This is a genomic window from Leisingera sp. ABM4_101, from assembly GCF_056158725.1.
In genome coordinates this window covers 214843-237842 of the sequence record NZ_JBSWTV010000002.1, presented here as the reverse complement: position 1 = coordinate 237842, position 23000 = coordinate 214843, and the positions used below count along the sequence as shown (strand labels likewise).

Annotated in this window: 25 protein-coding genes, 3 pseudogenes and 1 riboswitch; of the genes and pseudogenes, 12 read left to right on the top strand and 16 right to left on the bottom strand. The window is 60.8% G+C overall.

The features are described from left to right. Positions 1-105: 105 nt before the first annotated feature. From ACXAEK_RS02230 to ACXAEK_RS02220, 3 genes are read right to left on the bottom strand one after another with little or no spacing between them, the layout of a single operon-like run. Complete coding sequence (locus tag ACXAEK_RS02230) at positions 106-1308, bottom strand: M24 family metallopeptidase (RefSeq protein ID WP_475039627.1); 1203 nt, start codon at positions 1306-1308, stop codon at positions 106-108. Beyond that, entirely contained in the window at positions 1305-3722 is a 2418-nt protein-coding gene (locus ACXAEK_RS02225) for an FAD-dependent oxidoreductase (RefSeq protein WP_475039625.1), read from the bottom strand. The genes ACXAEK_RS02230 and ACXAEK_RS02225 overlap by 4 nt, the downstream gene beginning before the upstream one ends. A 3-nt stretch (positions 3723-3725) precedes the next feature. Next, positions 3726-4349 carry a cupin domain-containing protein gene (locus ACXAEK_RS02220; protein ID WP_475039623.1) on the bottom strand — a complete coding sequence of 208 codons (624 nt, stop codon included), beginning with the start codon at positions 4347-4349 and terminating at the stop codon, positions 3726-3728. A 59-nt stretch (positions 4350-4408) separates the two neighbouring features. Here ACXAEK_RS02220 and ACXAEK_RS02215 point away from each other — a divergent pair, with 59 nt between their 5' ends. After that, positions 4409-5590 carry an aromatic ring-hydroxylating oxygenase subunit alpha gene (locus ACXAEK_RS02215; protein WP_475039621.1) on the top strand — a complete coding sequence of 394 codons (1182 nt, stop codon included), beginning with the start codon at positions 4409-4411 and terminating at the stop codon, positions 5588-5590. 257 nt (positions 5591-5847) lie between these two features. Beyond that, positions 5848-5985, top strand: a pseudogene (locus tag ACXAEK_RS02210) (IS5/IS1182 family transposase); the annotation flags it as partial. A 108-nt stretch (positions 5986-6093) separates the two neighbouring features. Here ACXAEK_RS02210 and ACXAEK_RS02205 read toward each other — a convergent pair. The 6 genes from ACXAEK_RS02205 to ACXAEK_RS02180 all read right to left on the bottom strand — a co-directional run bounded on the left by ACXAEK_RS02205 (position 6094) and on the right by ACXAEK_RS02180 (position 10881). Continuing rightward, positions 6094-6744: an energy-coupling factor ABC transporter ATP-binding protein gene (locus tag ACXAEK_RS02205; protein WP_475039619.1), complete on the bottom strand. Its 651-nt coding sequence runs from the start codon at positions 6742-6744 to the stop codon at positions 6094-6096. Continuing rightward, entirely contained in the window at positions 6731-7519 is a 789-nt protein-coding gene (gene cbiQ, locus ACXAEK_RS02200; RefSeq protein ID WP_475039617.1) for a cobalt ECF transporter T component CbiQ, read from the bottom strand. Before cbiQ ends, ACXAEK_RS02205 begins: the two co-directional genes overlap by 14 nt. Then, positions 7516-8085: a cobalt ABC transporter permease gene (locus ACXAEK_RS02195; protein WP_475039615.1), complete on the bottom strand. Its 570-nt coding sequence runs from the start codon at positions 8083-8085 to the stop codon at positions 7516-7518. The genes cbiQ and ACXAEK_RS02195 overlap by 4 nt, the downstream gene beginning before the upstream one ends. After that, positions 8082-8699, bottom strand: coding sequence for a cobalt transporter CbiM (gene cbiM, locus ACXAEK_RS02190; RefSeq protein ID WP_475039614.1), 618 nt, complete (start codon positions 8697-8699; stop codon positions 8082-8084). The genes ACXAEK_RS02195 and cbiM overlap by 4 nt, the downstream gene beginning before the upstream one ends. Positions 8700-8709: 10 nt before the next feature. Further along, the gene (locus ACXAEK_RS02185) at positions 8710-9495 is read right to left on the bottom strand and encodes a DUF4198 domain-containing protein (RefSeq protein ID WP_475039612.1); all 786 of its coding nucleotides are present in this window, start codon (positions 9493-9495) and stop codon (positions 8710-8712) included. 146 nt (positions 9496-9641) lie between these two features. After that, a riboswitch (cobalamin riboswitch) is annotated at positions 9642-9856 on the bottom strand. Positions 9857-9975: 119 nt separating this feature from the next. After that, positions 9976-10881, bottom strand: coding sequence for a LysR family transcriptional regulator (locus tag ACXAEK_RS02180; protein WP_475039610.1), 906 nt, complete (start codon positions 10879-10881; stop codon positions 9976-9978). Positions 10882-11020: 139 nt separating this feature from the next. Here ACXAEK_RS02180 and ACXAEK_RS02175 point away from each other — a divergent pair, with 139 nt between their 5' ends. Genes ACXAEK_RS02175 through speB form a run of 4 tightly spaced genes read left to right on the top strand, consistent with a single transcriptional unit; the run spans position 11021 to position 14998 of the window. Continuing rightward, a complete protein-coding gene (locus ACXAEK_RS02175; protein WP_475039608.1) occupies positions 11021-12037 on the top strand; it encodes a TRAP transporter substrate-binding protein in 1017 nt (338 codons plus the stop codon). A gap of 55 nt (positions 12038-12092) precedes the next feature. After that, positions 12093-12716: a TRAP transporter small permease gene (locus tag ACXAEK_RS02170; RefSeq protein ID WP_475039606.1), complete on the top strand. Its 624-nt coding sequence runs from the start codon at positions 12093-12095 to the stop codon at positions 12714-12716. Beyond that, a complete protein-coding gene (locus ACXAEK_RS02165; protein WP_475039604.1) occupies positions 12713-13993 on the top strand; it encodes a TRAP transporter large permease in 1281 nt (426 codons plus the stop codon). The genes ACXAEK_RS02170 and ACXAEK_RS02165 overlap by 4 nt, the downstream gene beginning before the upstream one ends. 21 nt (positions 13994-14014) lie before the next feature. Continuing rightward, on the top strand, positions 14015-14998 hold the full coding sequence (speB, locus tag ACXAEK_RS02160; protein WP_475039602.1) for an agmatinase: 984 nt from the start codon (positions 14015-14017) through the stop codon (positions 14996-14998). 92 nt (positions 14999-15090) lie between these two features. Here the strand turns inward: speB and ACXAEK_RS02155 are convergent. The 6 genes and pseudogenes from ACXAEK_RS02155 to ACXAEK_RS02130 form a co-directional block, all read right to left on the bottom strand. Then, positions 15091-15524: pseudogene (locus ACXAEK_RS02155) on the bottom strand (transposase); the annotation flags it as partial. A gap of 121 nt (positions 15525-15645) precedes the next feature. Further along, entirely contained in the window at positions 15646-15963 is a 318-nt protein-coding gene (locus ACXAEK_RS02150) for an MmgE/PrpD family protein (protein WP_475045161.1), read from the bottom strand. A gap of 69 nt (positions 15964-16032) precedes the next feature. Beyond that, entirely contained in the window at positions 16033-16188 is a 156-nt protein-coding gene (locus ACXAEK_RS02145) for a hypothetical protein (protein ID WP_475039601.1), read from the bottom strand. Positions 16189-16219: 31 nt separating this feature from the next. Then, positions 16220-17269, bottom strand: coding sequence for a low-specificity L-threonine aldolase (ltaE, locus tag ACXAEK_RS02140; RefSeq protein WP_475039600.1), 1050 nt, complete (start codon positions 17267-17269; stop codon positions 16220-16222). After that, positions 17266-17943, bottom strand: a complete 678-nt coding sequence (locus ACXAEK_RS02135) for a hypothetical protein (RefSeq protein WP_475039599.1) — start codon at positions 17941-17943, stop codon at positions 17266-17268. Before ACXAEK_RS02135 ends, ltaE begins: the two co-directional genes overlap by 4 nt. A 337-nt stretch (positions 17944-18280) precedes the next feature. Next, positions 18281-19177: a LysR substrate-binding domain-containing protein gene (locus ACXAEK_RS02130; RefSeq protein WP_475039597.1), complete on the bottom strand. Its 897-nt coding sequence runs from the start codon at positions 19175-19177 to the stop codon at positions 18281-18283. 273 nt (positions 19178-19450) lie between these two features. On the opposite strand from ACXAEK_RS02130, the gene ACXAEK_RS02125 reads away from it, so the two are divergent. Together ACXAEK_RS02125 and ACXAEK_RS02120 are read left to right on the top strand one after the other, a co-directional pair. After that, positions 19451-19666, top strand: a complete 216-nt coding sequence (locus ACXAEK_RS02125; protein ID WP_475039595.1) for a hypothetical protein — start codon at positions 19451-19453, stop codon at positions 19664-19666. A 3-nt stretch (positions 19667-19669) separates the two neighbouring features. After that, positions 19670-20287: a transporter substrate-binding domain-containing protein gene (locus tag ACXAEK_RS02120; protein WP_475045160.1), complete on the top strand. Its 618-nt coding sequence runs from the start codon at positions 19670-19672 to the stop codon at positions 20285-20287. Here the strand turns inward: ACXAEK_RS02120 and ACXAEK_RS02115 are convergent. Then, positions 20269-20634, bottom strand: a complete 366-nt coding sequence (locus ACXAEK_RS02115; RefSeq protein ID WP_475039594.1) for a hypothetical protein — start codon at positions 20632-20634, stop codon at positions 20269-20271. The genes ACXAEK_RS02120 and ACXAEK_RS02115 overlap by 19 nt on opposite strands. On the opposite strand from ACXAEK_RS02115, the gene ACXAEK_RS02110 reads away from it, so the two are divergent. The 4 genes and pseudogenes from ACXAEK_RS02110 to ACXAEK_RS02095 all read left to right on the top strand — a co-directional run bounded on the left by ACXAEK_RS02110 (position 20623) and on the right by ACXAEK_RS02095 (position 23000). Next, positions 20623-20868 (top strand): hypothetical protein, encoded by a 246-nt coding sequence (locus tag ACXAEK_RS02110; RefSeq protein WP_475039592.1) that lies wholly within the window; start codon positions 20623-20625, stop codon positions 20866-20868. The genes ACXAEK_RS02115 and ACXAEK_RS02110 overlap by 12 nt on opposite strands. A 75-nt stretch (positions 20869-20943) precedes the next feature. Continuing rightward, positions 20944-21195 (top strand): annotated as a pseudogene (locus ACXAEK_RS02105) (amino acid ABC transporter ATP-binding protein); the annotation flags it as partial. Positions 21196-21320: 125 nt separating this feature from the next. Further along, positions 21321-22664, top strand: coding sequence for an MmgE/PrpD family protein (locus ACXAEK_RS02100; protein ID WP_475039590.1), 1344 nt, complete (start codon positions 21321-21323; stop codon positions 22662-22664). Positions 22665-22706: 42 nt separating this feature from the next. Beyond that, entirely contained in the window at positions 22707-23000 is a 294-nt protein-coding gene (locus ACXAEK_RS02095) for a LysR family transcriptional regulator (RefSeq protein WP_475039588.1), read from the top strand.

Below are 23000 nucleotides of genomic sequence, written 5' to 3'. Positions count from 1 at the left end.
CTGCAGCGCGGCTGGTAATCCGGTCGTTAGGCCTACCTCGCTAAACTGGCCGGTCCCGTTCCAGTGATCAAAAGGACGTCAGTCGGAAAGGGCCGCTCTCAGGTCTCAGTCCAGCAAGTTTTTGTCGTATGGATAGGTATCAAGCTGTTCGAGGCAATTGGCCGTCACTAGAAACTGATGCTCGATCTTGACGCCGCTGCCGCCTCGATCAGAGCCGACATATCCCTCGACACAGATCATCATATTTTCCTCGATGATCCCGTCATAGCCGATGTCGTCCCAGTCCTGGGGATAGGGCACATAAGGGTATTCATCACACATTCCCACGCCATGCATGATGCAGGGGTAGCGGTGGGTGTGGAATTCTTCGGGGTGGCGGAAGCTCTTGTCCACCAGCTCCTTGAACGACACGCCGGGGCGCACATTGGCCTTATTGTGCTCGATCTCGTCCAGCGCGCGTTTGTAAAGGTCGCGGAATTCGTCGGGCGCCTTGCCTTCACCGCAATACCAGGTGCGGGAGATATCCGACATGTAGCCAAAGGGGCCGACCATATCGGTGTCAAAGCCCAATAGCTCACCATTCTGAATGCGCCTTTCGCTTGCCTCTTGCAGCCAGGGATTTGTCCGCTCTCCCGAGGCCAGCATGCGCGCTTCAGACCACAGGCCACCATGGGCGATGTTGACCTGGCTCAGGATGCTCCATAGCTCGTTTTCAGAGATGCCGGGCTGGAACGCCTCGTGCATCTTTGAGATGCCCAGCTGCGCCACGTCGATGGCGTAGCGGCACAGCACAATCTCTTCCGCTGATTTGATGGAACGGGCCTTTTCCAGAAAGCCCGGCGCGTCGACGACTTCGAACCCGGCCTGCATCAACCCTTGAACGGCAGAGGCGTCCAGACGGTCAAGCGCAACGCGGCAGCGGCCCTTGCCGTCCAGCCGGCCTTTGACGAAATCCACGAACTTGCGCGTATTCTCCACCTGGTCAAACCCCGCAAGGAAGGGCGCAAGACCGAACATCGGGATGTATTCCGTGACGTGGTCCAGATCCTTGATGAAGGCACCGCTGAAGACCACCGGGCCATCGGCAAAGATCATAAGCATCATCAGAGGGATGCGTGCCTGGAACTGCATGTATTCATGGTAGTTCACGGCATAGCGCATGGTCAGCGGGTTTGTGATGACGGCCAGTTCGACATCCTGTTCCGCCATGGCCTCGAGAATGCGGCCCATGCGGTAATCGTTCAGCTTGGTCCAGTCGATCTCGGGTGCCAGCAACGTCGCTTTGGCCAAGCCGGTGGTGATGTTCATGCCTTCAACCTTTCGTTTTTGGGGTCGAGCACCGCATCGGCCAGCACATTGGCCTTGCACATCCGGCCAAATACGATCACGTCCAGCGTTGTACCGGGTTGCGCCGCCTCTGGTTTGACAAAGGCAAAGGCCAGATTGCGGCCAGTCGCCGGGCCGAACCCGCCCGATGAGACGGAACCTACCTTCTCGCCGTCCATATAGACCGCCTCGCCACCCAGCACATCGGTGCCGTCCAGCTCAATATCGAGATACGCAACGACCGAACTGCAACCGGTTTCCGCCAGCTTGCTCAGCGCGTCTTTGCCGACGAACTCCTTGTCGAATTTCACAAATCGCATCTGGCCGGTGTGGACGGGGCTGGCGTCATTGGCCAGTTCATGCCCGCCGCGATAGGCCTTTTCCATGCGCATCATTTCCAGCGCCTTTGATCCAAAGGGGACCAAGCCGTGGTGATGGCCCGCGTCCCAGATCGCATCCCAGAGCGCGCCAAGCTGGTCCATGGGCGCGTGCAGTTCCCACGCCAGTTCACCCGAAAAGGACAGGCGCAGCGCAATCAGTTGAACGCCCGCAATCGTTAACTCGCGCGCATTGAGCCAGCCAAAGCTGTCATTTTCCAGCGATGCCTCGCTGAGCGGGCCCAGCACTTCGCGCGCTTTCGGGCCTGCCACGGTCAGGATGCCCCAGTCATCGGACAGGTTCTTGACCACCACATTCTCGGAACCGCGTTGATGGACTGTGATCCAGTCCCAGACCCGGCGTTCCGAGGGGCCGCCGGTGACGAACCAGAACCGATCCTCGGCCAGTCGTGCAATCGTCGCCTCGCCCTCGATCGTGCCTTGCTCATTCAACAGCAGAGTCAGACAAGTGCCGCCGACTTTCTTTGGCATCCGGTTGGCACAGAGGCGGTTCAGGTAAGCTTCGGCTTCGGGACCGGTGATTTCAAACTTGGAAAAAGCAGAGAAATCGCCGATGCCGACGCCCTCATGCACCGCGCGGGCCTCGGCCAAGGCCGCCTCCCACGACGGGCCGCGCTTCCAGGATTGCGGCTCTTTCCCGCCCCATTCGGGCTTGCCATAAACGCGCGGGCGTTCCCAGCCGCCCGCCTCTTCGAACACCGCATGCAGCGCCTTGGTGCGCTCATGCACGCCGGAGTTTCGAATCTCGCGGCAGGTTTCATATTGCAGCTGCGGAAAGGGCAGCGACAGGCGGGTCATGTAATTTTCGCGGCAGCGCTGATAGGTATAGTCCTCATCCACACGGGAATGGAACCGGCGCGGATCAAAGCCGCGCATTGAGATATTGGCCGTGCCATGCACCATCCATTGCGCCAGCGCCCGGCCCATCCCCGGCCCCCAGGAAATCCCCACGGTCGCGCCACAAGCGAGCCAGTGGTTGCGCAGCCCCGGAGCTGGTCCGACCAGCGGATACCCGTCTGGTGTATAGGTGATGGCCCCGTTGACGATGCGCTTGATCCCTCGCTCCATCAAGCTGGGGTAGCGCTCAAAACATTTCTCCAGCCACGGCGTAATCCGGTCGTAGTCCGGTTCAAACAATTCATTTTCGCTATCCCATGGACAGCCCTCGCGCCATTTGGCCAGCGCGTCATGAGTGTCATATAGCCCGATCAGCGCGCCGCCCTGTTCGCGGCGTAGATAGCCGGTGAAATAGTCGTCACGGGTGACGGGTATTTCGTGACCCATGGCCTCAAACTCGGGCACCGCATCAGTGACAACATAATGGTGCTGCATCGGCACGATGGGCAGATCGAGGCCGGAAAATGCACCAATCTGACGCGCGTGATAGCCGCCCGCGTTGACCACATGTTCGCAGATGACGTCGCCCTGTTCGGTCACCACCTTCCATTCGCCTGAAGGCAGCTGCTGTACATCCGTCACCCGGTTGCGACGCATCACCTTTGCGCCCCGCATCCGCGCGCCCTTGGCCATCGCTTGGCAGGTGCCGGATGGATCAACATGGCCATCATCGGGCGTGTAGATACCGCCGATGATGTGTGAGGTGTCGTAGATCGGGTTCAGCTTGGCAATCTCTTCGGGGCTGACCCAATGACATTCCTGCCCGCGCGCCAGCACTGCATCGCGCGTGTGCATCAACCAGGCGCGGTGGTCCTCGGTCGCAGCCACGCGCAAGGATCCGCAATTGTGCCAGCTGACGCCTTGGTCGGTTTCATCCTCGATGGTTTTGTACAGATCGACCGCATAGTCATGGCAGATGCCAAGGGCATGGCCCACCGTCATCCGGCTGACCAGCCCCGCCGCATGCCAGGTCGCCCCCGAGGTCAGTTCTGCCTTTTCCACCAGAACAACGTCTGTCCATCCTTCCTTTGCCAGATGGTACAGGACACTTGCGCCCATGTTGCCACCGCCAATTACAACAACACGCGCGTGATCACTCATCTGCTATCTTTTCATGGAAACCGGTGTGTTGGCCCAGATGATCTGGGCCTCAACCTTGCCGGGGTTGCGGTACCGGTGGGGGATATCAGCGGAGAAGCTGAAACTGTCGCCGGTTCGCAGGTGAAACACTTGATCGTCTAGGGTGAGTTCGATCTCCCCCTTCAACACCATCCCAGCCTCTTCCCCTTCGTGGGTATAAAGGTCGTCACCGGTGCTGCCGCCAGGTTCATAGGTGGAAATGCCCATTGCCAGCTGCCGGTCCAGGCTGGCGGACAGCAGGTGATCTTCGAACCCCATATAGTCTGTGCCTGACAGCCCGGAATAGGTCAGCTTGCGGCGCCTGTCCGCGCGCACAATGAAAGGGCGCTCTTCGGCGGGGGCAGGACCATCGGTTTCAAAGAACCAGCCGACCGGAACTCCAAGAGCTTCCGCGACCTCTTGCAGGGCCGTGACGGAGGGACGGGCCAGACCGCGTTCGATCTTGGACAGAAATGAGGCGGAACGCCCCGAGGCGTCAGCCAAATCGTTCAGGGTCATATTGTGTGCTTTGCGCAGGGCGCGCAGGTCCTCACCCAGCCGGTGGAGTGAGACATTGGTACCCGATTGATGATTTTTCTTGACGATCATGAAAATTTACAGTGCAAATTTTTCCCAAACTCGCAAGTATTTTCTGAAAGGCGCATCCCGTGGACGGTAACTTTCCAGACACTCCGGTCCTGACAAAGGTCAAGGAACTGCTGGGCGAGGAAGGGTTCGCTCAGACGTTTGCCCCGATTGAGGAGGCGAGCGGTCTGCCGAACGCCGCCTATTGGTCCGACGAGTGGCTGGCCCTGGAGCAGGAGCATTGCTTTCGCCGCTCATGGGTGTTTGCAGGGGCAGCCGCGGAGCTGCCTGAGCGCGGCGACATGAAACCGCTCGAAATCGGCGGGGTGCCTCTGATTATCCTGCGCGACCAGGACGGGGGCATTCGTGCGTTGCACAATGTGTGCCGGCATCGCGGAGCAAAGCTGGTGAGCGAACCGTGCAGGAGATCAACCCTGACCTGCCCGTATCATGCCTGGGTTTATGGCCTGAACGGAAAGTTGCGGGCGCGGCCGCATTTCAACGGACCGGATGTAATGGACCGTTTCGAGGACGGGGGCGGCGAAAAGCTGGATCTGATCGAGGTCCGATGCGAGGTCTGGAACGGCTGCATATTCGTCAATATCTCGGGCGATGCGGATACGTTGGTGGACTGGCTGAAACCGATGCTGGAGCGCACCCCGGGCTATGATTTCTCGGCCATCCGCTGGGCCGGAAAGATTGATTTCGAAGTCGAGGCCAATTGGAAGCTGGTCTACGAGAATTACATGGAAGGATACCATGTCTTCGCCGTCCATCCCAAACTGCTGAAATTCGCACCGATGAACGTGCGGTGGTCGGGAGAATGGGACCGGCATGTCTTCTACAACGACTATATCTTTCCCGAAGTGGGCGAGGGGCGCGGCGATCGTCTGCCGCACTATCCCGGTCTGTCCTCAGAAGATGCCAAACGCGGTCTTTGGTTCCTGTGCTTCCCGCATTTCGCGGCCGAAGTCTTCCCTGACCAATTTACAGTGCTCGTCAGCTATCCGATTGCACCGAACAAAACACGTGAAGAGCTGCATGTTTTTCTGATCGGAGATGCTGCGACTTCAGAGGATCATGCCGAAGCACGGGCCGAGCTGATGCAAATGTGGGATGACCTCAACCGGGAGGATCTTGGCATGCTCGAACTGCTGCAGCAGGGCCGGCTGTCCCCTGCCTATGACGGCGGCCGCCTTAGCCCGCATTGGGAAGGACCGACACATGATTTCGGGCGGCGCGTGGTTGAACGTTTACTGTCTTGAAATTGCGCGCTGTGTTTCGCTGAATTGCCGTGGATCTGGTCGCCAAACCGTTTCGCTCCTGATAATAGCACAGCCGGTGAACGACCCGAGCGGCAACATGCGATGTACTCCAGCGACAAACGAGCAACTGCGATCAAATGCCGTGTCGTCTAACTTGTCGGAGCAAAAACCTGCCAAGTTCCGAGTCTCACTAGGGTCAGGACCCATTGATTTTCACTTGGCAGCGTGATTCACGGTTCGAAAACCGAGCGGTGAACATGTCTGATCTTTTCTGGCTGACAGATGCGCAGATGGCGCGTCTTGCCCCCTTTTTCCCGAAATCACACGGCAAACCTCGTGTCGATGATCAGTGTGTACTGAGTGGGATTATCTTCATCAATCGCAATCTCTTGCGCCGCCGTTGACACGTCGCGCAGTCTTGCAGCGGTGCCGTGCTAGCGGCTTTGAACCACGTGGCCAGATCTAGCGGTAATGAAATCGGCCGATGAGAGTTCGCGGATGTCCTAAACCCGCGCAAGCTGCCGATCCTGCAGGCGGTACCCATCCGGGGCGACCTGCGCGCGGAATTCCGGGTCGTGACTGACCAGCAGGATCGCCTGATCCAACTCCAGCAGGATCCTGGTCAGCCGGGCGTAGTTTTCCGGGTCCAGCGCATTGGTTGGCTCATCAAGGATAAGCACTTCGGGCTCCATCGCCAGTACCGTGGCCAGCGTCACCAGCCGCTTCTCGCCTCCCGACAGCTTGTGAGTGACCCGGTCGCGCAGGTGCATCAGCCCTAGGCGGGCGAGCACATCGTCAACGATCGCCAGCACCTCTTGTTTCGACTTGCCCAGGTTCAGCGGGCCAAAGGCTACATCCTCGGCCACAGTCGGGCAGAACAGCTGGTCGTCGGCATCCTGGAACACAAACCCCACGCGCCGGCGCATATCGTGAAAATCGGCCTCAGCGCGGCAGAGCCTGCCAAAGGCGGAGACGGTGCCGCTGGCGGGCGCAATCAGCCCCATGATGATTTTCAGCAGCGTTGATTTGCCGGCGCCGTTAGGGCCGACGACCGACAGGCGCTCACCAGCTTTAAGCTGCATCGAGGCGCCTTGCAGCACGGGGTCAAGCCCGGGGTAGGCAAAGTGGATATCGTTCAGTTCAAGAAGCGGCATAGGCGGCCTCGGCCCAGATCAGGGCGGCTAATGCGCAGGATAGCGCCAGGGCAAACAGCAGGTCGGCGCGGCGCAGGCGGAAGTCTTCGAGCAAGATGATGCGGCCGGAAAAGCCCCGGCATTTCATCGCGGCCAGGATACGTTCTGAACGCTCGATGGCGCGCACCAGCATCATCCCCACAAGGTAGCCATAGCTGCGGTAGGTGTGCCAGTTGGTGCCGGGGCGGAAGCCGCGCAGCTTCATCGAGATGCGCTGCCGCTGGTATTCCTCGCGCAGCACGTCGATGTAGCGGATGGTGAACATCATCAGATGCACCAGCCGCGCAGGGGTCTTCAGGGCAAACAGCGCGTGCCCCATGGTGACTGGCTCCATGGACCCGACCAGTGTCATCACCGCCAGAATGACCGCATTGGCGGTCAGGGCGATTTCGGTTGCGCGCCGCAGGCCTTCCCAGCTCGCCTCAAGCCCCGAGATGGAGAAAATCGGGGTGCCGGGGATGGTGAAGGGCAGCATTACCAGCATGAAGATGATGAAACTGTCCATCATCGCCATCCGCTTCAGCGTCTTCCGCGGCGGCAGGCCGGAGAAGGCCAGCAGCCACAGCGACAGGCCAAGCGCCGCCGCCAGCACCAGCAGATTGCTGAGCGAGACAACCACCACTGCGTAGATGGCAGCCATCACGATGCGCGCCCTAGGGTCGAGCCTTGCGACCTTCGCGCGGAAGCCGCCAAACCCGCTGAGCGGCGCGTCGCTGCCTGTCAGCACATAGGTCATGCGCTGGCGCCGATCTTGCGGCGAGCGGCGATGTAGAACCCCAGGCCGAACAGGCCGAGGATATAGCCGATGCCGCCCAGCACGGACTGGAAGTCCGACTTGTTCTTGAACGCGGTCAGCTCCTGGCGCAGCGGCCGCAACTCGGTGCGCAGCATCCGGGCCAGTTCGGCGCGGGATTGGTCGGAGAGGCCGGCAGCCCCAACCGGAGCCGCATCCGGGCTGGCTGCGGTCTTGATCGGGCTTTCGCCCATGATCTGTGCGACGTCTGCAGCTTCCATAATGATCTCTGCCACATGGCCTGCGCCCAGATCACCGCGGAAGACATGCGTGACCGGCGATGCCGGGGTGAACAGGAAGAAACCGTCGGCATCGGTCCTGGTTTCGCCCAGCTTGGCCCCGGCCGCGTCAAAGACTTCGATCAGCAGGTCCGCGGCCATATCGCCGTTGGAAAAGCCCACTTCGCCCTCGATGTCCGAACCGGACGGGAACACCGAGGAAATCACGTTGTGCGCCAAGGCCGGTATCGGCGCCAGCAGCGCCAGGATCAGAACACAGGCGCGGATCATGCCAGGCTTCCTTTCGTGTCGATGAACAGTTCGGGCTTCACCCGGCGGGCCAGGAAGATGGCGGCACCGGACAGCAGCGCTTCGATCACCATCACCGGGATGTGGGAGAAAAACACCAGTTTGGCCGCCAGGATAAACTCGTCGCCGGACAGCATCAGCGACACTGCCACGGCAAGCGTCGTCAGAGCAATCGCCAGCCCGCCGCCGATGCCGCCCCAGACCGCCCCTTGCAGCGGCGAGCCGCGCGCCAGCAGCGGCCGGAAAATCAATCCGACCAGAACCGCTGGCAAGGCAATGTTCACAGCGTTCACGCCCAAGACGGTCAGCCCGCCAAAACCAAAGAACACCGCCTGCAGCAAGAGGCCGACAAATAGGGCCGGGAAGGCGGCCCAGCCCAGCACCAGCCCGGCCAGCCCGTTCAGGATCAGGTGAACCGAACTGGGACCGATCGGGACATGGATCAGCGAGGCCACAAAGAAACTGGCCGAAAGCACCCCCGCCGCCGGAATACGCTCCAGCGGCAGGCTGCGCAGACCCATGGCAATACCGCCGACGGCGGCAACCGCGCCGCCGATCACAACCGGGTTCGACAGTGCGCCGTCTACGATATGCATGGGGTCAGTCTCACTTCAGCTCTTCAGCGTGGATCCACAGCACAGCATCCTGGCTGAGTTCCTTACCCTCATGCTCGGTCGCCGGGCCCGAGCCCAGAGCCGCAAAGCCCCAGTAGCCCGCTTTCGGGATACCGAAGGAGAACACGCCGTTCTGGTCTGCGATGGCAACAATCGCACCGCCCGGCATCTCGCCCACGGTCGGGCTGGTGGTGGAGAATTTCTCGAGATCCGGCTCAGCCGCCATGAATTCGATCTCGATCTCGGCACCGGCAACCGGCTTGCCGTCGGCCAGAACCTGACCCGAGAAGGTGGAGCCGACGATGACGTTGTAGGGTTTGTTCAGCGGCAGGATCTCGGTGGCCAGGCCAACCGGCTGGTCCCAGTCGGTGGGCAGGGTGTTGCGGTTCAGCACGACCTTGGCGATCTGCTGGATGTAGATGTCCTCGCTTTCCTCGTAATAAGGCGCGGGCACGGTCACCACGACATAGTCGCCCGAGCGTTTCACCGGAACGGAGGCCTTGTAGGCCGAGGCTTCGTTCTCAACACCCTTGAAGGTGGCGGGCTCCAGGCGGTCCGTCAGGTCGGTCTTCTCGCCTTTGTGGATCATGAAGAATTCTTCGGGCTTGCCCATGTCCATCGCATGGCCGTTGGCCATCGGGTGCCAGAACACCAGGCCCATTGGCACATCGCCGGGCTTCTCGATCAGCGCGTTTTCGGTGTAGTTCAGCTGGAAATGCGCCGATGCGGTAACCGGCAGGGAAACGGCCAGAGCAGCGGCCAGGTAGTTCAGTTTCATTTCGTCCTCATTCGACGACGCAGGCGCACCTGCAATCAGGAATGAACAACGGGGAGTAGCGGCACGGAATTGTCGAAACAACGCCCGGGCCAGACGCGCACCCCGGCGTCCGGTTGAAAAAGAAGAGAGGGCCTCTGCAAGCAGAGTCCCATTCCTCGCGTCCGGCAGGTCTCCTGACTCGCGGGTCCTGGTTCGGCTGGCCTTCCCGGGACAGTTCCCAGTGGCATGTTCAGCGTCACTCACCGCTCACAGTTGCGGGGGCAGTCACGGATTTGGTCCCTTTTGGGTACGCCGCACCGTGTTCCCTATTTCTTCCGCTGCGCATTGAAACACTCGCGGAACCGGTCACTTTGGCTGAATGGCAAAACGGATTTTCTGAGTCAAGAGAATTGTAACACGTTCACCTGACCGCACCGGCGCTGCAGGCACTGTCTCCTTCTGTAAGTTTGCAGCCGGCAAGCAGACGTGCTTCGTCTTGCCTCATGCCTGCGGCTTGCTTTCAGCAAGGCAAGCGTTCTGCAGGTCTTGGGCGAACAGCTCCACGGCATGTCTCAGCACATGAACACGGCGCGTTGCGAGATAAAAGGTTGAGGTCCATTGCATTTGGCTGTTCCTGATTTCCCGAAACCTGCCGTCTGCAACCCGCCTGCAGGCAAAATGTGTGGGCAGCGGCCCCAGAAAATGACCGGTTTCAATGAGCATCGCCATGGCCTCCATGTTGGCCACAACCGCCGTTGGTTCCGGCGATCCAAGTTTCGGTGAAACCAGCATGTCATAAGAGCGCTGGCACAACGGATACTGCCCGATGGTTTCAAGACTGATTTCACTGTCCGGTACAGCAAACAAAGGATGCTTCTGCGCGCAGTAAAGCTTGTGCTCCTCACAGCACAGTTCTGAATACTCCAGCTCCGGCACCTGGCTGCGAAACGGCGCCACGGCAACATTCAGTTCACCGGTGATCAGCTGCTGGGTCAGGTCGGCAGGGGAGGCAACCACAATTTCAATCCTGACTTCATTCGGACGTGCGAGGAATTGCTGCAGGGCCTCTGCAAATTTCAAACTGGGAAGGCTGTCGATCGAATCCACGGTGCCGATCCGCAGGTCCCCGGCAATGGTATCCCGCAGCTCCAGCAGCTCGGCATCGAAATCGCGCGCGCTGCGCAGAATGTCGCGGGCTTTCTGATAAGCGATCTCACCGCGCTCCGTCAGACGGAAGCCGCCGCGGCCGCGTTCGCAGATCCGGTAGCCCAGCGAGGTTTCAAGGTCGCGAATGCGGATACTGATGGCCGATTGCGTGACACCAAGGGCATATTGCGCATCAGAAAATCCGCCGCAATCAACGACGGTGACAAAAGTTTCCAGCAGCGTGTTGTGCAACAGCTTCATGATATGGCCGTCTGGTTATGGGAGGCATTACATAAAAATCTTTCATGCAAATATAATCAACGTAATATTTTTCAATCCCTAAGCTCGTGCTGAGGTGCCTCCCGACCCCGTTAACCAAGCCAACTGGGAGGAGACCCGCATGGCCTTTACCTTGAAAACCCTGAAAACCACCGCCGCTGCGGCGCTGCTGAGCCTGGCGCCAGCCGCCGTGTTTGCCGAAGACTGGAAATTCGCCATCGAAGAAATTCCGGGCTCGATCATGGACGCCTATGCGCAGGAGTTCAAAAAGCGCATCGAGGCGGCGACCGATGGCGATGTGACCGTGAGCGTCTACCCGATGGGAACCCTGGGCACCCCGACCGAGACCGTTGAGCAGGCGGCGGACGGCATCATCCAGCTGACCAACGTCTCGATCGGCAACCTGGGCACCATCGTGCCGGAAAGCCAGGTGTTCCTGCTGCCCTATCTGCTGCCCTCCGACCCGGCGGCGATCTCGAAGATCCTCAGCAGCTCGGACACTATCTATGGCGATCTGAACGCGGACTTCCAGAAACGCGGCCTGGAAGTGATGACCATGTATTCCGAGGGCCCGCAGGTCTGGACCACCAACCGCGAGATCCGCACTCCGGAGGACTTCGAGAACTTCAAGATGCGGGTGATGGTGTCGCCGATCCTGCTGGAGACCTACAAGAACATGGGTGCAAGCCCCACTCCGCTGCCGTTTGGCGAGGTGTTCGGCGCGCTGCAGCTAGGAGCGGTCGACGGCCAGGTGAACCCGATCCCGACCATCGAAGAAATGAAGTTCTATGAAGTCACCAGCCACCTGATTTGGGCCGGTGAGCAGGAACTGGTGACCACTGTGGTCGCAGGCTCCGACTGGTTTGCCACCCTGACTCCGGACCGTCAGAAACTGGTGCGCGACACCATGGCGGACATGACCGGCTTCATCGACGGCGTGGTCACCGACTTCAACCAGGCCCGCCTGGACGTGATCAAGGAAGCCAAGCCGGACATCGGCCTGGTGGTTCTGACCGAAGAAGAGCGTGACGTCTTCCGTGCCCGTTCGGGCGACACTGCCGCGGCCTATGTCGAGACCGCAGGCGCCCGCGGTCAGGAGCTGCTGGACGCGCTGCAGGCAGAGCTGGCGGGCAACTGATCCCGCTTTCAGGCCCCGCGCGCATTTGTGCGGGGCCGCACCAAGGGAGGATATCATGCAAGACGGCAAACCCGCTCCCTTCGGCTTTCTGGGAAAGATTGACGGTGCCATCGGGCGTATCGAGGTCTGGATCCTGGGCTGGGGGATCATCCTGATGGCTGGCAACACAATCGCCAATGTCTTTGGCCGCTACGTGTTCAACCAGTCGATCTATTTCTCTGAAGAACTCAATGAGTTCCTGATTGTCATCGTCACTTTCATGGGGCTGGGCTATGCCACTCGCAAGGGCATCCACATCCGCATGTCGGCGATCTATGACGCGCTGCCGGTGAAGATGCGCAAGGGGCTGATGGTGGTGATTGCCGCGACCACGGCGGCGATGATGGCGCTGCTCGCGTGGTACGCGCTGGAATATGTGCAGAAGGTCGCCAGCCGCGGCCGTATCACCCCGGCGCTGCAGGTGCCGCTGTACCTGACTTACGTCTGGGTGGTGATCGGGCTGGCGCTGACCTCGTTCCAGTATCTGCTGACCGCGCTGCGCAATCTGAATTTCGCCGAGGAGGAGATCTATGTCTCTTACCTGGAGGTGGACAGCTACGAAGATCCGGAAACCGCCGCAGCCATTCAGCGCTATGAAGACGCCGGTGAAGAAATGCGGGGCGGGGAGGAAAAGCAATGACCGAACTGATGCTTGCCGTGATGATCCTGTTGTTGCTGGCAGGGTTCCCGATGAAGATGCCGCTGATCTCGGCCGCGGTGCTGGGCTTCCTTGTCTACTTCCCATCCATGAACATGCAGATCCTGATCCAGCAGATGATCGGCGGGGTGAAGCCTGCCGCGCTGATTGCAGTGCCGATGTTCATCCTGGCTGCCGATATCATCACCCGCGGCCATTCCGCCAACCGGCTGATCGACGTGGTGATGAGCTTCATGGGCCATATCAAGGGTGGGCTGGCGATCTCGGTGACCTCGGCTTGCGCGCTGTTCGGTGCAGTCTGCGGCTCGACCCAGGCGACCGTGGTGGCCATCGGCGGCGCAATGCGGCCCAGGATGCTGAAGTCCGGCTACAAGGACAGCTTTGCCATCGGCCTGATCGTCAATGCGGCTGACCTGGCCTATCTGATTCCGCCCTCTATCGGCATGATCATCTATGGCGTGGTCTCCGGCACCTCGATCTCGCAGCTGTTCATCGCGGGCATCGTGCCGGGGCTGCTGATCGTGGTGCTGTTCTCGGCCTATTGCATGGTCTACGCCTACCGCCACGACATACCCGTGCTGCCGCGCGAGGGCTGGGGCCAGCGGTTCACCGCCATGCGGCGGGCGTTGTGGCCGATGGGTTTCCCCGCGATCATCGTTGGCGGCATCTACGGCGGAGTGTTCTCACCTACCGAGGCTGCAGCGATCTGCGTGCTTTACGCCGCAGTGCTGGAGGTGCTGATCTTCCGCTCGGTCAAACTGCGCGACCTTTGGGACATTGCGCTGTCGACCGGTGCCATCACCTCGGTTGTGTTCATCCTAATCGCGGCGGGTGCGGCTTTCAGCTGGACGCTGAGCTTTGCCCAGGTGCCGCAGCAAATCATCGCCTCGCTCGGTCTGGATGAGGCCGGGCCGCTGATGGTGCTCTTGGCCGTCAACATCGCCTTCTTCGTGGGCTGCATGTTCGTGGACTCGATTGTGGTGATCCTGATCCTGGTGCCGATCTTTGCACCGATGATCAAGGCGGCGGGCCTCGACCCGGTGCTGGTCGGTGTGCTGATCACCCTGCAGGTGGCCATTGGCGCCGCAACCCCGCCATTCGGTTGCAACCTGTTCACCGCCATCGCAGTCTTCCGCAGACCGTTTGTCGAAGTGGTGCGCGGTGTGCCACCCTTCCTCATCATCCTTCTGATCGTGACCGGGCTGCTGGTCATCTTCCCGCAAATCGCCCTGTTCCTGCCGGAACTGGCTTACCGCTAAAACAAGAAACTGGAGAGAAACATGTCTGGACACGGTTACGAATCCGGCCGCCTGAACCTGCCCTTTGTCGGCATCGCCACCTTCGGCAAGAAACCCTATATCGAGGATTGGGACAACATCAATGCCGACGTGGCGATCTTGGGCGCGCCGTTTGATTTCGGCTGCCAGTTCCGCTCCGGCGCGCGGTTCGGCCCGCGGGCGGTGCGCGAGGCCTCGACGCTGTTCAGCTTCGGCCATGCCGGAGCCTATGATCACGAGGACGACGCCACCTATCTGGGCGCGGACGTCCGGATTGTTGACCTCGGCGACGCCGACATCATCCACACCAAGACTGAGGAAAGCCACGCCAATATCGAATATGGCGTCAAGAAGATCCTGGATGCAGGCGCCATTCCGGTGACCATCGGCGGCGACCATTCGGTCAATATCCCCTGCATCAATGCCTACAAGGAAGACTGCGCTAAGAACGGCCCGATCCATGTGATCCAGATCGACGCGCATCTGGACTTTGTCGATGAGCGCAAGGGCGTCACCGACGGCCACGGCAACCCGATGCGCCGCGCGATTGAAAAGGATTACGTCACCGGCATGACCCAGCTGGGTATCCGCAACGTGTCGTCGACCGCCAAGGAAGGCTACATCGACGCCCGCGAGCGCGGCTCCGACATCCTGTCGGTGCGCCAGGTGCGCAAGCTCGGCACGGAGGCGGTGCTGGACCGCATCCCCGAAGGCGCACGTTACTATGTGACCATCGACATCGATGCCTTCTGCCCCTCGATCGCGCCCGGCACCGGCACCCCCAGCCATGGCGGCTTCCAGTATTACGACGTGCTGGAAATCCTGCAGGGTCTCAGCAAACGCGGTGATGTGGTTGGCATCGATCTGGTGGAAGTGGCCCCGGCCTATGATCCGACTGAAAGCACTCAGATCCTGGCGGCGCAGCTTTTGCTGAACTTCATCGGCTTCATCTTCCACAACAAGAACATCTTCCACAACAAGAAATAGGCCTCCTCCCGCTGCACCTGCAACCACCGGTGCAGTGTTTACCTGGCGCGCCTGCGGAAAAATGGTGCGCCAGGTGCATTTGTGCCGTCGCAAATGGCGCCTTCAATGGCTCGTTCTTCCCGGCCTTGCGATTGATACCTGTGTGTTGATCGATGCTGCCCCAGCAAACGGCAGATCCGGTGTTCCGACACTTTCATCTCGCTGCGTATCATCTCGCTGCAAGCCCGGCGGCGGGCAGGGCTCAGAAGCTTCCCTTTTCAGCTTCCGTCAGGATGAGCTTGTCCAGGGTCAGATCCGAGACGGCTTTCCGCAGCCGTTCGTTCTCCTTCTGAAGCCGTTTGAGTTCCTTCAGTTGGCCGGTTCCCATCCCGCCAAACTGCTTGCGCCAGCGGTAGTAAGTCTGCTCAGTGATGCGCACTTCGCGGCTCGCATCCACGCGCTGCATTCCCTGGCTGAAAAGCACATCAACCTGCCGCAGCTTCTGAATTATTTCCTTAGGCTTGTTCGCCTTCCGTTTCCTAAACATAACGGTGGGCCAATTCAGATGAGACACTCAACCTTCACGGGCGAGATAGGCTGCGGAGATGCCGGCCATCGAGCCCCAGCCGGAACCGCTCCGGACCATGGTCGGCGCGTCGATGCAACGATCATCCGGCTGCGCGGCTCGTTGTGTTCCGCGATCCCCAGCGCCCCGCGGGTGCGGGCGGCGTCCAGGCCCAGGACGCCAGTGCCACCCAGGCGCCCGAGGTGTGGTAGTCGCATGCGCTGCGATGCAAAGCGATGCCGGCGCGGGTGCCGGTATTATGACCGATGGTGACGAGGGTCAGAAATTCCTTTGGATCGTTCAGGCCTTCGGCCTGTGCCAGCGCAACGGTGGCGGGGATAACGCCGCAGCCGGCATGGTCTTTGGTCTGCTTGCGCCCGTCATGAGCATTCAGCGAGTCGATGGTGGTGGCATTGGCCAGCGCCGCACCGGCGGCGCTGGAGGTTTTTCCTTCCGGCCAGATTTGCGCGGCCTAGCCGCCAAACATGGTTTACGCATGAGTGCCGATGATCCGGGACATATCCGTCTGCACAGCGCTTATGGCGACGCCAAGGGTGTCTGCAAGAGCACGCACCGCGTCCTGCACGGCTGCCTGCGGCAAGTCCTCGCCGCGGGTGTTGAGGATGAAGCTGGTTGCGTCGGTCATGCGGATATCCTTGGGCGCAGGCGGGGCCGGGTTAGCAAGGGGTGAAAGTACGGAAGGCGGCGATGGCGGCATCCAGGGCGCTGTCGTCCACATCCCGGTGCAACACCATCCGGATCGCAGGGGACTGGCCGCCGATCTTGATGCCAGCCTCAGCCATATGGCTGATCAAGCGGGCGTGGTCCTCTGCCTCGGGTGTCAGGAAAACCATGTTGGTCTGGGACGAGACCTCGCCAATGCCGGTTTCGCGCAGCGCTTTGGCCAGGCGGGATGCCCGGGTGTGATCATTGGCCAGCTCAGTTACGTGGTGGTCCAGCGCATAGAGACCGGCGGCGGCCAGCACGCCGGATTGGCGCATCGCGCCACCAAGGATTTTGCGGTTGCGCCGGATCTGGCCCATCAGGGCATCGGGGCCAACCAGAACCGAGCCCGCAGGAGTGCCCAGCCCCTTAGAGAGGCAGACGGAGATGGTGTCGAACGGTGCGGCAAAGGCGGCGGCGCCGCATCCCAGGGCGGTGATCGCGTTGAACAGGCGGGCACCGTCCAGATGCACGGCCAGCCCAGCTTCACGCGCGACCTTGACGCCTGCCTCGATCCGCTCCAGCGGCACGACCCGGCCGCCGACGCTGTTTTCCAGGCTCAACAGACGGCTGCGGGCGTAATGCGGATCGTCCACCTTGATCGCGGCGGCGATGCGGCCGGGATCCAGCCCGCCGTCATCAGAGGTGGCAACCGGCACCATCGAGACACCGGCCAGAACCGACACGCCTGCGGCCTCATCGCAGTAAAGGTGGTAGCGGTCGCCGCTGATCATCTCGTCGCCGCGGCCGCAATGGGCCATGACGGCGGCCAGGTTGCTTTGGGTGCCGGTTGGGAAGAACACCGCGGCGTCCTTGCCCAGGCGTGCGGCAAGCTCCTGTTCCAGGCGGGTGACCGTCGGGTCCTCGCCATAGACGTCATCACCCAGCGGCGCGGCCATCATTGCTTCGCGCATTCCGGCGCTGGGTTTGGTCAGAGTGTCGCTGCGCAGATCGCAGATGCAGTTTGTGGCTGCATCTGCGGCGGCATAACCATAAGCGCTCATTCTGTGACCTGATCGTATGCCAGCGCCGCAACGATGTGCACGCGCTGCTTCTCGCCGCCGTTCAGGGCGGTGTGGTAGGCGCGGGTGTCGGTGAAATAGACCGAACCGTCGGCGGGCAGGTGGGTCACGTGGTGGTTCACGATGAACAGCGAACCGGGGTTCGAGATCAGCGGGATGTGCAGGCGCGGTTCCGGGTCGCGGTGCCAGGAGTTGCAGTTGTACAGCCCCTTGGACAGGATCCGGGTGCGGCCGATCGGGAAGCGCTTGGTCAGTTCCTCGTGCACATGTTCGAAATAGGTTCCTTTGAATTTCGGATTGAACTCGGAGAAGTCGATTTCCGGCACCAGCTCCTCGCGCGGCTCTTCGACGTAACGCTCATCGGCGCGCAGCCAGTAGCGGCCGGACAGGTCGTTGGGGGTCCATTCGGTCTGGCCCGGGCGCTGGGTCAGCGGCAGCGCGGCAAAGCCCTGATCCTGCATCCCGCCCATGAAGGCTTCGCGCTTCAGGCATTCTTCCAGCGCTTCCTGCAGTTTCCCGATGTCGAATTTCAGCTCCAACCGGGCGATGCCGGGGCCGGGCACAAATTCCGCAACCGATTTGTAGTCGGGCATTTCAGACATGGCATTCTGGATCAGTTCGACGTCACGGTCCTGGATCTGTGGCATGAAGGTCATTGCGGCATCTCCCAAAATGGCGCGGTGTTTCCTTAAGCCATATTCAGATTTTGCGGTTTGGAAAGCTGGATTTTTTCATCAGGTGATTACCAAAACGCATCAAGTTGCGGCAAGATCCGGTATCCGGTCCGGTTTGGCTGGGGGCAGGTGGTGTGCGTCCGCTTGAGGCGGATAGCCTCTAATTTATGAAATTGATGAACCTTTTTCAAATGCCACCACGGTCCAGTTCCGGCAAGCGCAGCGCAGCTGCGCCGGTGAGTAATTTTCATTGCCTAGGAATTTTCCTGGGCCACTGGTGGGGCTTCGGGCGCGGTTTTTTAGCGGGTTCCTGGGCTGCTCAGCCCGGCTGGCCGGAGGTCTGCATCTGTTCCAGGAACCAGCTCCGCATGCGTTCCACCCGGACTACCCCGACCTTAGCTTCGGGTGTCAGCAGGTAATAGGCGCTGTCGGAGGCCTTGAACGGGTGCACCTGCACCAGGCTGCCGTTCTCCAGTTCCTTGCGGATCAGGATTTCCGGAATGATGGCAATGCCGTGGCCGTTTCTGGTTGCGTCGATCAGCATTTCGAACTGGTTGAACATCGGGCCGATGATCCTGCGCGGCAGCTTCTTGCCCTGCAGCTTGAACCAGATCTGCCAGGACAGCGGCCGGGTGGAGTGCTGCAGGATCCGGTGGCCGAGCAGGTCTTCCGGATCCTCTAGCGGCTCGGGGAATTGGTCTGGTGCTCCGGCGGCGACCAGGACGTCGCTCATCAGACGGTCGGCACGGTAGCCGGGCCAGGAGGCGTCGCCCTGGGCAAAGGCGAGGTCGACCAGGCTAGGGTCGATCTCTGTGTTTTTCAGGTAGGTGATGAGGTTGAGGGTATGGCGGATCTTTTCCGCCTTTGGCCCCATGATGAGCGGCATCAGCCAGCGGCTGCCCAAGGTGGGATAGACGCCGATGTTCAGGCTGCCTTCGGCGCTGTCATGCGATTTGGTTTTCAGGATGGTCAGCTCCAGCTCCTCCAGGAGCGGCGACAGTTCGGCCAGCAGGTTGCGGCCCGCTGCGGTCAGCTTGACCCGTTGCTTGGAACGGGTGAAAAGCGACTGGCCGACAAAGGCCTCCAGGATCTGGATCTGACGGCTGACCGCGCTTTGGGTCACGTTCATCTCTTCTGCGGCACGGGCGAACCCTTCGGTTTTGGCTGCCGCTTCAAAGCAAAGCATAGAAGTGATTGAGGGGATGCGTCGTCGCATGGGCGTGCCTTTCAGCCAGTGCTTCTGCCTCATTATTGCTGAAATCTCATCAAGTCATTCCCCTATTCAGATATTATTCCAGATTTTTCGGGTGTAGTGCTTCGAAAAACTGAGGCTGGGAGAATCCCTCGGGGTTTTCTGCTTCAGTTTGTGGTGCTGGAACCGGCGCAATCGGCAAGAGGGGACCCGCTCATGCAAATGACACGAAAAGAACAGAGCGGCGGCATTGGCAACCGGCCCGTTTCCTGCAGAGATTCAACATGGGAGTTTCACATGGCTTGCACGAGACGCGCATTGACCCTGGCCGCAGCTCTGACGGCCGCCGCCTTTACCGCGGGCGCCAGCCCGGCCGGCGAGGCGCTGGTTTGGATCACGCCGGAAAACACGCTGAAAGTAGCGGCAGATGCTAACTGGGCGCTGCAAAGCTTTCTGAACGGCAACAACGAAATAGACGGCTTCGACGTCGATGCGGCCCGCGATTTGGCCTAGCACCTGGGCGTTAAGGTCGAGTTTGTGACCCCGGATTGCGATATCATCACCGCAGGCAACTGGAACGGCTGCTGGGGTGTGTCCGCGGGCTCGATGACCCCGGCCAAGGCGGGCATCGAAGTCTTGGATTTTCTGACTGTCTACTACTACACCCCGGCCGCCGAAGCGGTGCACAAGGACAGACCTGCCGCCAATCTGGCGGACTTGAGCGGCAAGAAAATGGCTGCGACCGCCGCCAGTGTTTTCGAGCTGCACCTGCAACACGATCTGACTATCGACGCGGCGTGTGTGCCATCATTCAAATACCAGATCGAACCGGGCAAGCTGCGTTCCCACAAGGATTCGACCGCAGTGATGGACGGCCTGCGCCTGGGCGACGGCATCCGTCTGGACGGCATGGTTGGCTCGCTGCCTGCGATCCTGAACGGCATCGAAAACAACTTTCCGATTAAGAGCGTGAGCGACCCGGTGTTCTATGAGCCGTTGGCGATTGCAATCGACAAGGGCGATGCCGAGCCGAACTCCAAGCTGACCGGCATCGTTGAGGACATGCGCGCCGACGGCACGCTGAGCGGCCTCAGCGAAAAATGGTACGGCGTCGACTACACCAACACGAAGTAAGGGAAATTCCGGCTGGCCCGCTGGTCCGCAATCCCAAAGTGATTGCCGTGATGCTCGCCGCCGCGGCTGTTTTTACCGTGCTGAACCTGAATGGCACTGTGTTTGGCGAGCAGAGGCGCCTGGTCATCGGCGCGCCGGCTGAGGCCGGGTACTACGGCTAATTCGCCATCGGCGTAGTGTTGGCGCTGCGTTTCACCCTGTGCGTGGTGGTGGTCGGCTTTCTGCAGTTCCGCCTTCAGGCCGTCATTGTCTGGTTGCAGCTTCTTTGCCTGTTCCTTGTTTTCTTCTACCGCGTCAACCTGGACTTCGAGTTTATCCGTAAAGAGGCCTGGTGCATGGTCAGCCAAGGCGTGTTCACCACGCATTATGTCTCCGCCATTTCGATTGCGCTGGTCTCGGTTCTGGCTATCATCGGCGCGGTGGCCAAGCTGTCCTCCATTGGATTTGCCTGTACGATCGCCAGCTTCTGCGCCTCCTTTTTCCGCGGCTTATCGAACCTGATGCAGGTATTTCTGGTTTACCTGGACCTGCCCAGCTGGGCTATGTGTTTGATCCCGTGCCTGCCGGTATCCTGGCGCTGACCCTGTGCTATGGCGCCTATATGACCGAGATTTTCCGTGCGGGCATTCAGTCGATCCCGAAAGGCCAGTGGGAATCCCAATGTGATGCTGTTCGACGAGCCCGCCTCGGCGCAGGATCCGGAGATAGTTTCCGAGGTTCTGAATGCTGTGGTCGAACTGGCCCAGGATGGGATGACGATGGTTTGCGTGACCCATGAGATGGGTTTTACCAAGGCGGTGGCGGACCGGGTGATCTTTATGGATGCGGGCGGGATCATCGAAGAGAATGACCCTGTGCAGTTCTTCGAAAACCCGCAAAGCGAGCGGACCCGGACCTTCTTAAGCTAGATCCTGCAGCATTGACGCACGGCTCTGGATAGGGCTGAACTTGCCCCAGCCATGCACAGCAGTTTCAGCGGTTGCTGCCCGCGTGGCCTTGGACCCAGCAAACGCGCGGAGGAGGTGCAGAGCAGATGGCCTTGAAATTCGACCAGTTTGCAGCGCAGCTGTCTTTTGACGGCTTGCCGGATCAGGTGCTGTGGACGCTGCGGCGGTCCTTTCTGGACACTATGGGCGTGGCAGCCGCCGGTGCAGCGACCGACCTCTCGGGCATCGCCCGCCGGGTTGCGCCGATGCTCTTCGGCGCAGGTGGCGCTGGGGCGTCGCGGATGCTGATGGACGGGCGCGCGGTCAGCCCGGCGGGCGCAGCGATGGCGGGGGCCTTTACCATCGATTCGATTGATGCTCATGACGGGACCACGCCCTGCAAGGGCCATGCCGGTTCGGCCATCTTTCCGGCGATGATGGCTATGGTACAGGCTTCAGGCCGGGGAGTAGATGGCAAGCGCTTTGCAGAAATTTTGGCCACGGCCTATGAAATCTCCTACCGGGCCGGGCTGGTGCAGCATGCGACCTGCGCCGACTACCACACCTCCGGCGCCTGGACGGCGGTCGGGGTTGCCGCCGCGGGCGCCAAGCTTCTGGGTGGCACTGCGGAACAGATCCGCCAGGCCGCAGGCATTGGTGAATACCACGGTCCGCGCAGCCAGATGATGCGCTGCATCGACCACCCGTCGATGGTGCGCGATGGGGTCGGCTGGGGCGCACCCTCTGGTGTCACCGCGGCCTATCTGGCGATGGAGGGCTTTACGGGGGCGCCCGCGCTGACTTGCGAGGGTGAAGAGGGTAAGGAATTCTGGGCGGATCTTGGCTTGGGCTGGCGGCTGGCAGAGCACACGCACTACAAGGCCTACCCCTGCTGCCGCTGGGCGCATCCCTCGCTGGATGCGGTGCAGGAGATGATGCGGGCTCACGCCCTCAGCCATGAGCAGGTGGAAAGCGTGGAAATCCGCACCTTTCATTATGCCACGCGGCTGGCCGGGCATGAGCCGCGGAACCAGGATGAGTTCGCCTATGCTATCGCCTTCCCGGTGGCGGCGATGATCGTGCGCGGCCAGGTGGGGGCAGAGGAGTTGAGCGACGCGGCGCTGCGCGATCCGGACATTCTGCGGGTCAGCCGCGCAGTTACCTTGATTGACGATGCAGAGATGACCCGGATAAGCACGGACAAGCGTTGGGCGCAGGTCACACTGGTGCTGAAGGACGGCCGCCGGATCGAAGACGCCCCGCGTACTCCGCGCGGAGATGCGGATCTGCCGCTTAGCGATGCGGAGATCTTGCAGAAATACCATTTGCTGGCCGCTCCGGTGCTGGGTCAGGCCCGGGCTGAGGCGATTACGGAGCTGGCCTTGCGGTTCGATAGCCTGGACGGTCCCCGGTTCCGGCAGCTGCTGGATCTGTGCTGTCAGCCGGTCTAAATTGGCTCCTGTGCCAACCTACCCGTTCACGGACCTCGTGACATGCCACGCAAGATCCCGCCTTTTACCACCATCCGGGCCTTTGAGGCTGTCGCCAGGCTGGGCCGCAATGTGGATGCGGCGCAGGAACTGAATATCACCGCTTTGGCAATCAGCCATCAGGTGCGGGCTTTGGAGCCATTCGGTGGCGCTCCGCTGCTCCAGCGCGGCAGCGGCCAGCAAGCAGAGCTGACGGAGGAGCGCCGGGCGCTGCTGGCGCCGGTGGGCCAGGCGCTGGATGCCATGAATTCGGCCTTTGCCCTTTATACCGGAAACACACTGGAGCAGATGATTTAG

Coding starts and splice junctions, on each gene's coding strand:
- ACXAEK_RS02100 (WP_475039590.1), top strand. CDS start 21,321: ATGGCCTTGAAATTCGACCAGTTTGCAGCGCAGCTGTCTTTTGACGGC.
- speB (WP_475039602.1), top strand. CDS start 14,015: ATGTCTGGACACGGTTACGAATCCGGCCGCCTGAACCTGCCCTTTGTC.
- ACXAEK_RS02175 (WP_475039608.1), top strand. CDS start 11,021: ATGGCCTTTACCTTGAAAACCCTGAAAACCACCGCCGCTGCGGCGCTG.
- ACXAEK_RS02095 (WP_475039588.1), top strand. CDS start 22,707: ATGCCACGCAAGATCCCGCCTTTTACCACCATCCGGGCCTTTGAGGCT.
- ACXAEK_RS02180 (WP_475039610.1), bottom strand. CDS start 10,881: ATGAAGCTGTTGCACAACACGCTGCTGGAAACTTTTGTCACCGTCGTT.
- ACXAEK_RS02165 (WP_475039604.1), top strand. CDS start 12,713: ATGACCGAACTGATGCTTGCCGTGATGATCCTGTTGTTGCTGGCAGGG.
- ACXAEK_RS02110 (WP_475039592.1), top strand. CDS start 20,623: ATGGTCAGCCAAGGCGTGTTCACCACGCATTATGTCTCCGCCATTTCG.
- ACXAEK_RS02185 (WP_475039612.1), bottom strand. CDS start 9,495: ATGAAACTGAACTACCTGGCCGCTGCTCTGGCCGTTTCCCTGCCGGTT.
- ltaE (WP_475039600.1), bottom strand. CDS start 17,269: ATGAGCGCTTATGGTTATGCCGCCGCAGATGCAGCCACAAACTGCATC.
- ACXAEK_RS02220 (WP_475039623.1), bottom strand. CDS start 4,349: ATGATCGTCAAGAAAAATCATCAATCGGGTACCAATGTCTCACTCCAC.
- ACXAEK_RS02195 (WP_475039615.1), bottom strand. CDS start 8,085: ATGATCCGCGCCTGTGTTCTGATCCTGGCGCTGCTGGCGCCGATACCG.
- ACXAEK_RS02230 (WP_475039627.1), bottom strand. CDS start 1,308: ATGAACATCACCACCGGCTTGGCCAAAGCGACGTTGCTGGCACCCGAG.
- ACXAEK_RS02205 (WP_475039619.1), bottom strand. CDS start 6,744: ATGCCGCTTCTTGAACTGAACGATATCCACTTTGCCTACCCCGGGCTT.
- cbiQ (WP_475039617.1), bottom strand. CDS start 7,519: ATGACCTATGTGCTGACAGGCAGCGACGCGCCGCTCAGCGGGTTTGGC.
- cbiM (WP_475039614.1), bottom strand. CDS start 8,699: ATGCATATCGTAGACGGCGCACTGTCGAACCCGGTTGTGATCGGCGGC.
- ACXAEK_RS02170 (WP_475039606.1), top strand. CDS start 12,093: ATGCAAGACGGCAAACCCGCTCCCTTCGGCTTTCTGGGAAAGATTGAC.
- ACXAEK_RS02145 (WP_475039601.1), bottom strand. CDS start 16,188: ATGACCGACGCAACCAGCTTCATCCTCAACACCCGCGGCGAGGACTTG.
- ACXAEK_RS02130 (WP_475039597.1), bottom strand. CDS start 19,177: ATGCGACGACGCATCCCCTCAATCACTTCTATGCTTTGCTTTGAAGCG.
- ACXAEK_RS02135 (WP_475039599.1), bottom strand. CDS start 17,943: ATGACCTTCATGCCACAGATCCAGGACCGTGACGTCGAACTGATCCAG.
- ACXAEK_RS02225 (WP_475039625.1), bottom strand. CDS start 3,722: ATGAGTGATCACGCGCGTGTTGTTGTAATTGGCGGTGGCAACATGGGC.
- ACXAEK_RS02125 (WP_475039595.1), top strand. CDS start 19,451: ATGGCTTGCACGAGACGCGCATTGACCCTGGCCGCAGCTCTGACGGCC.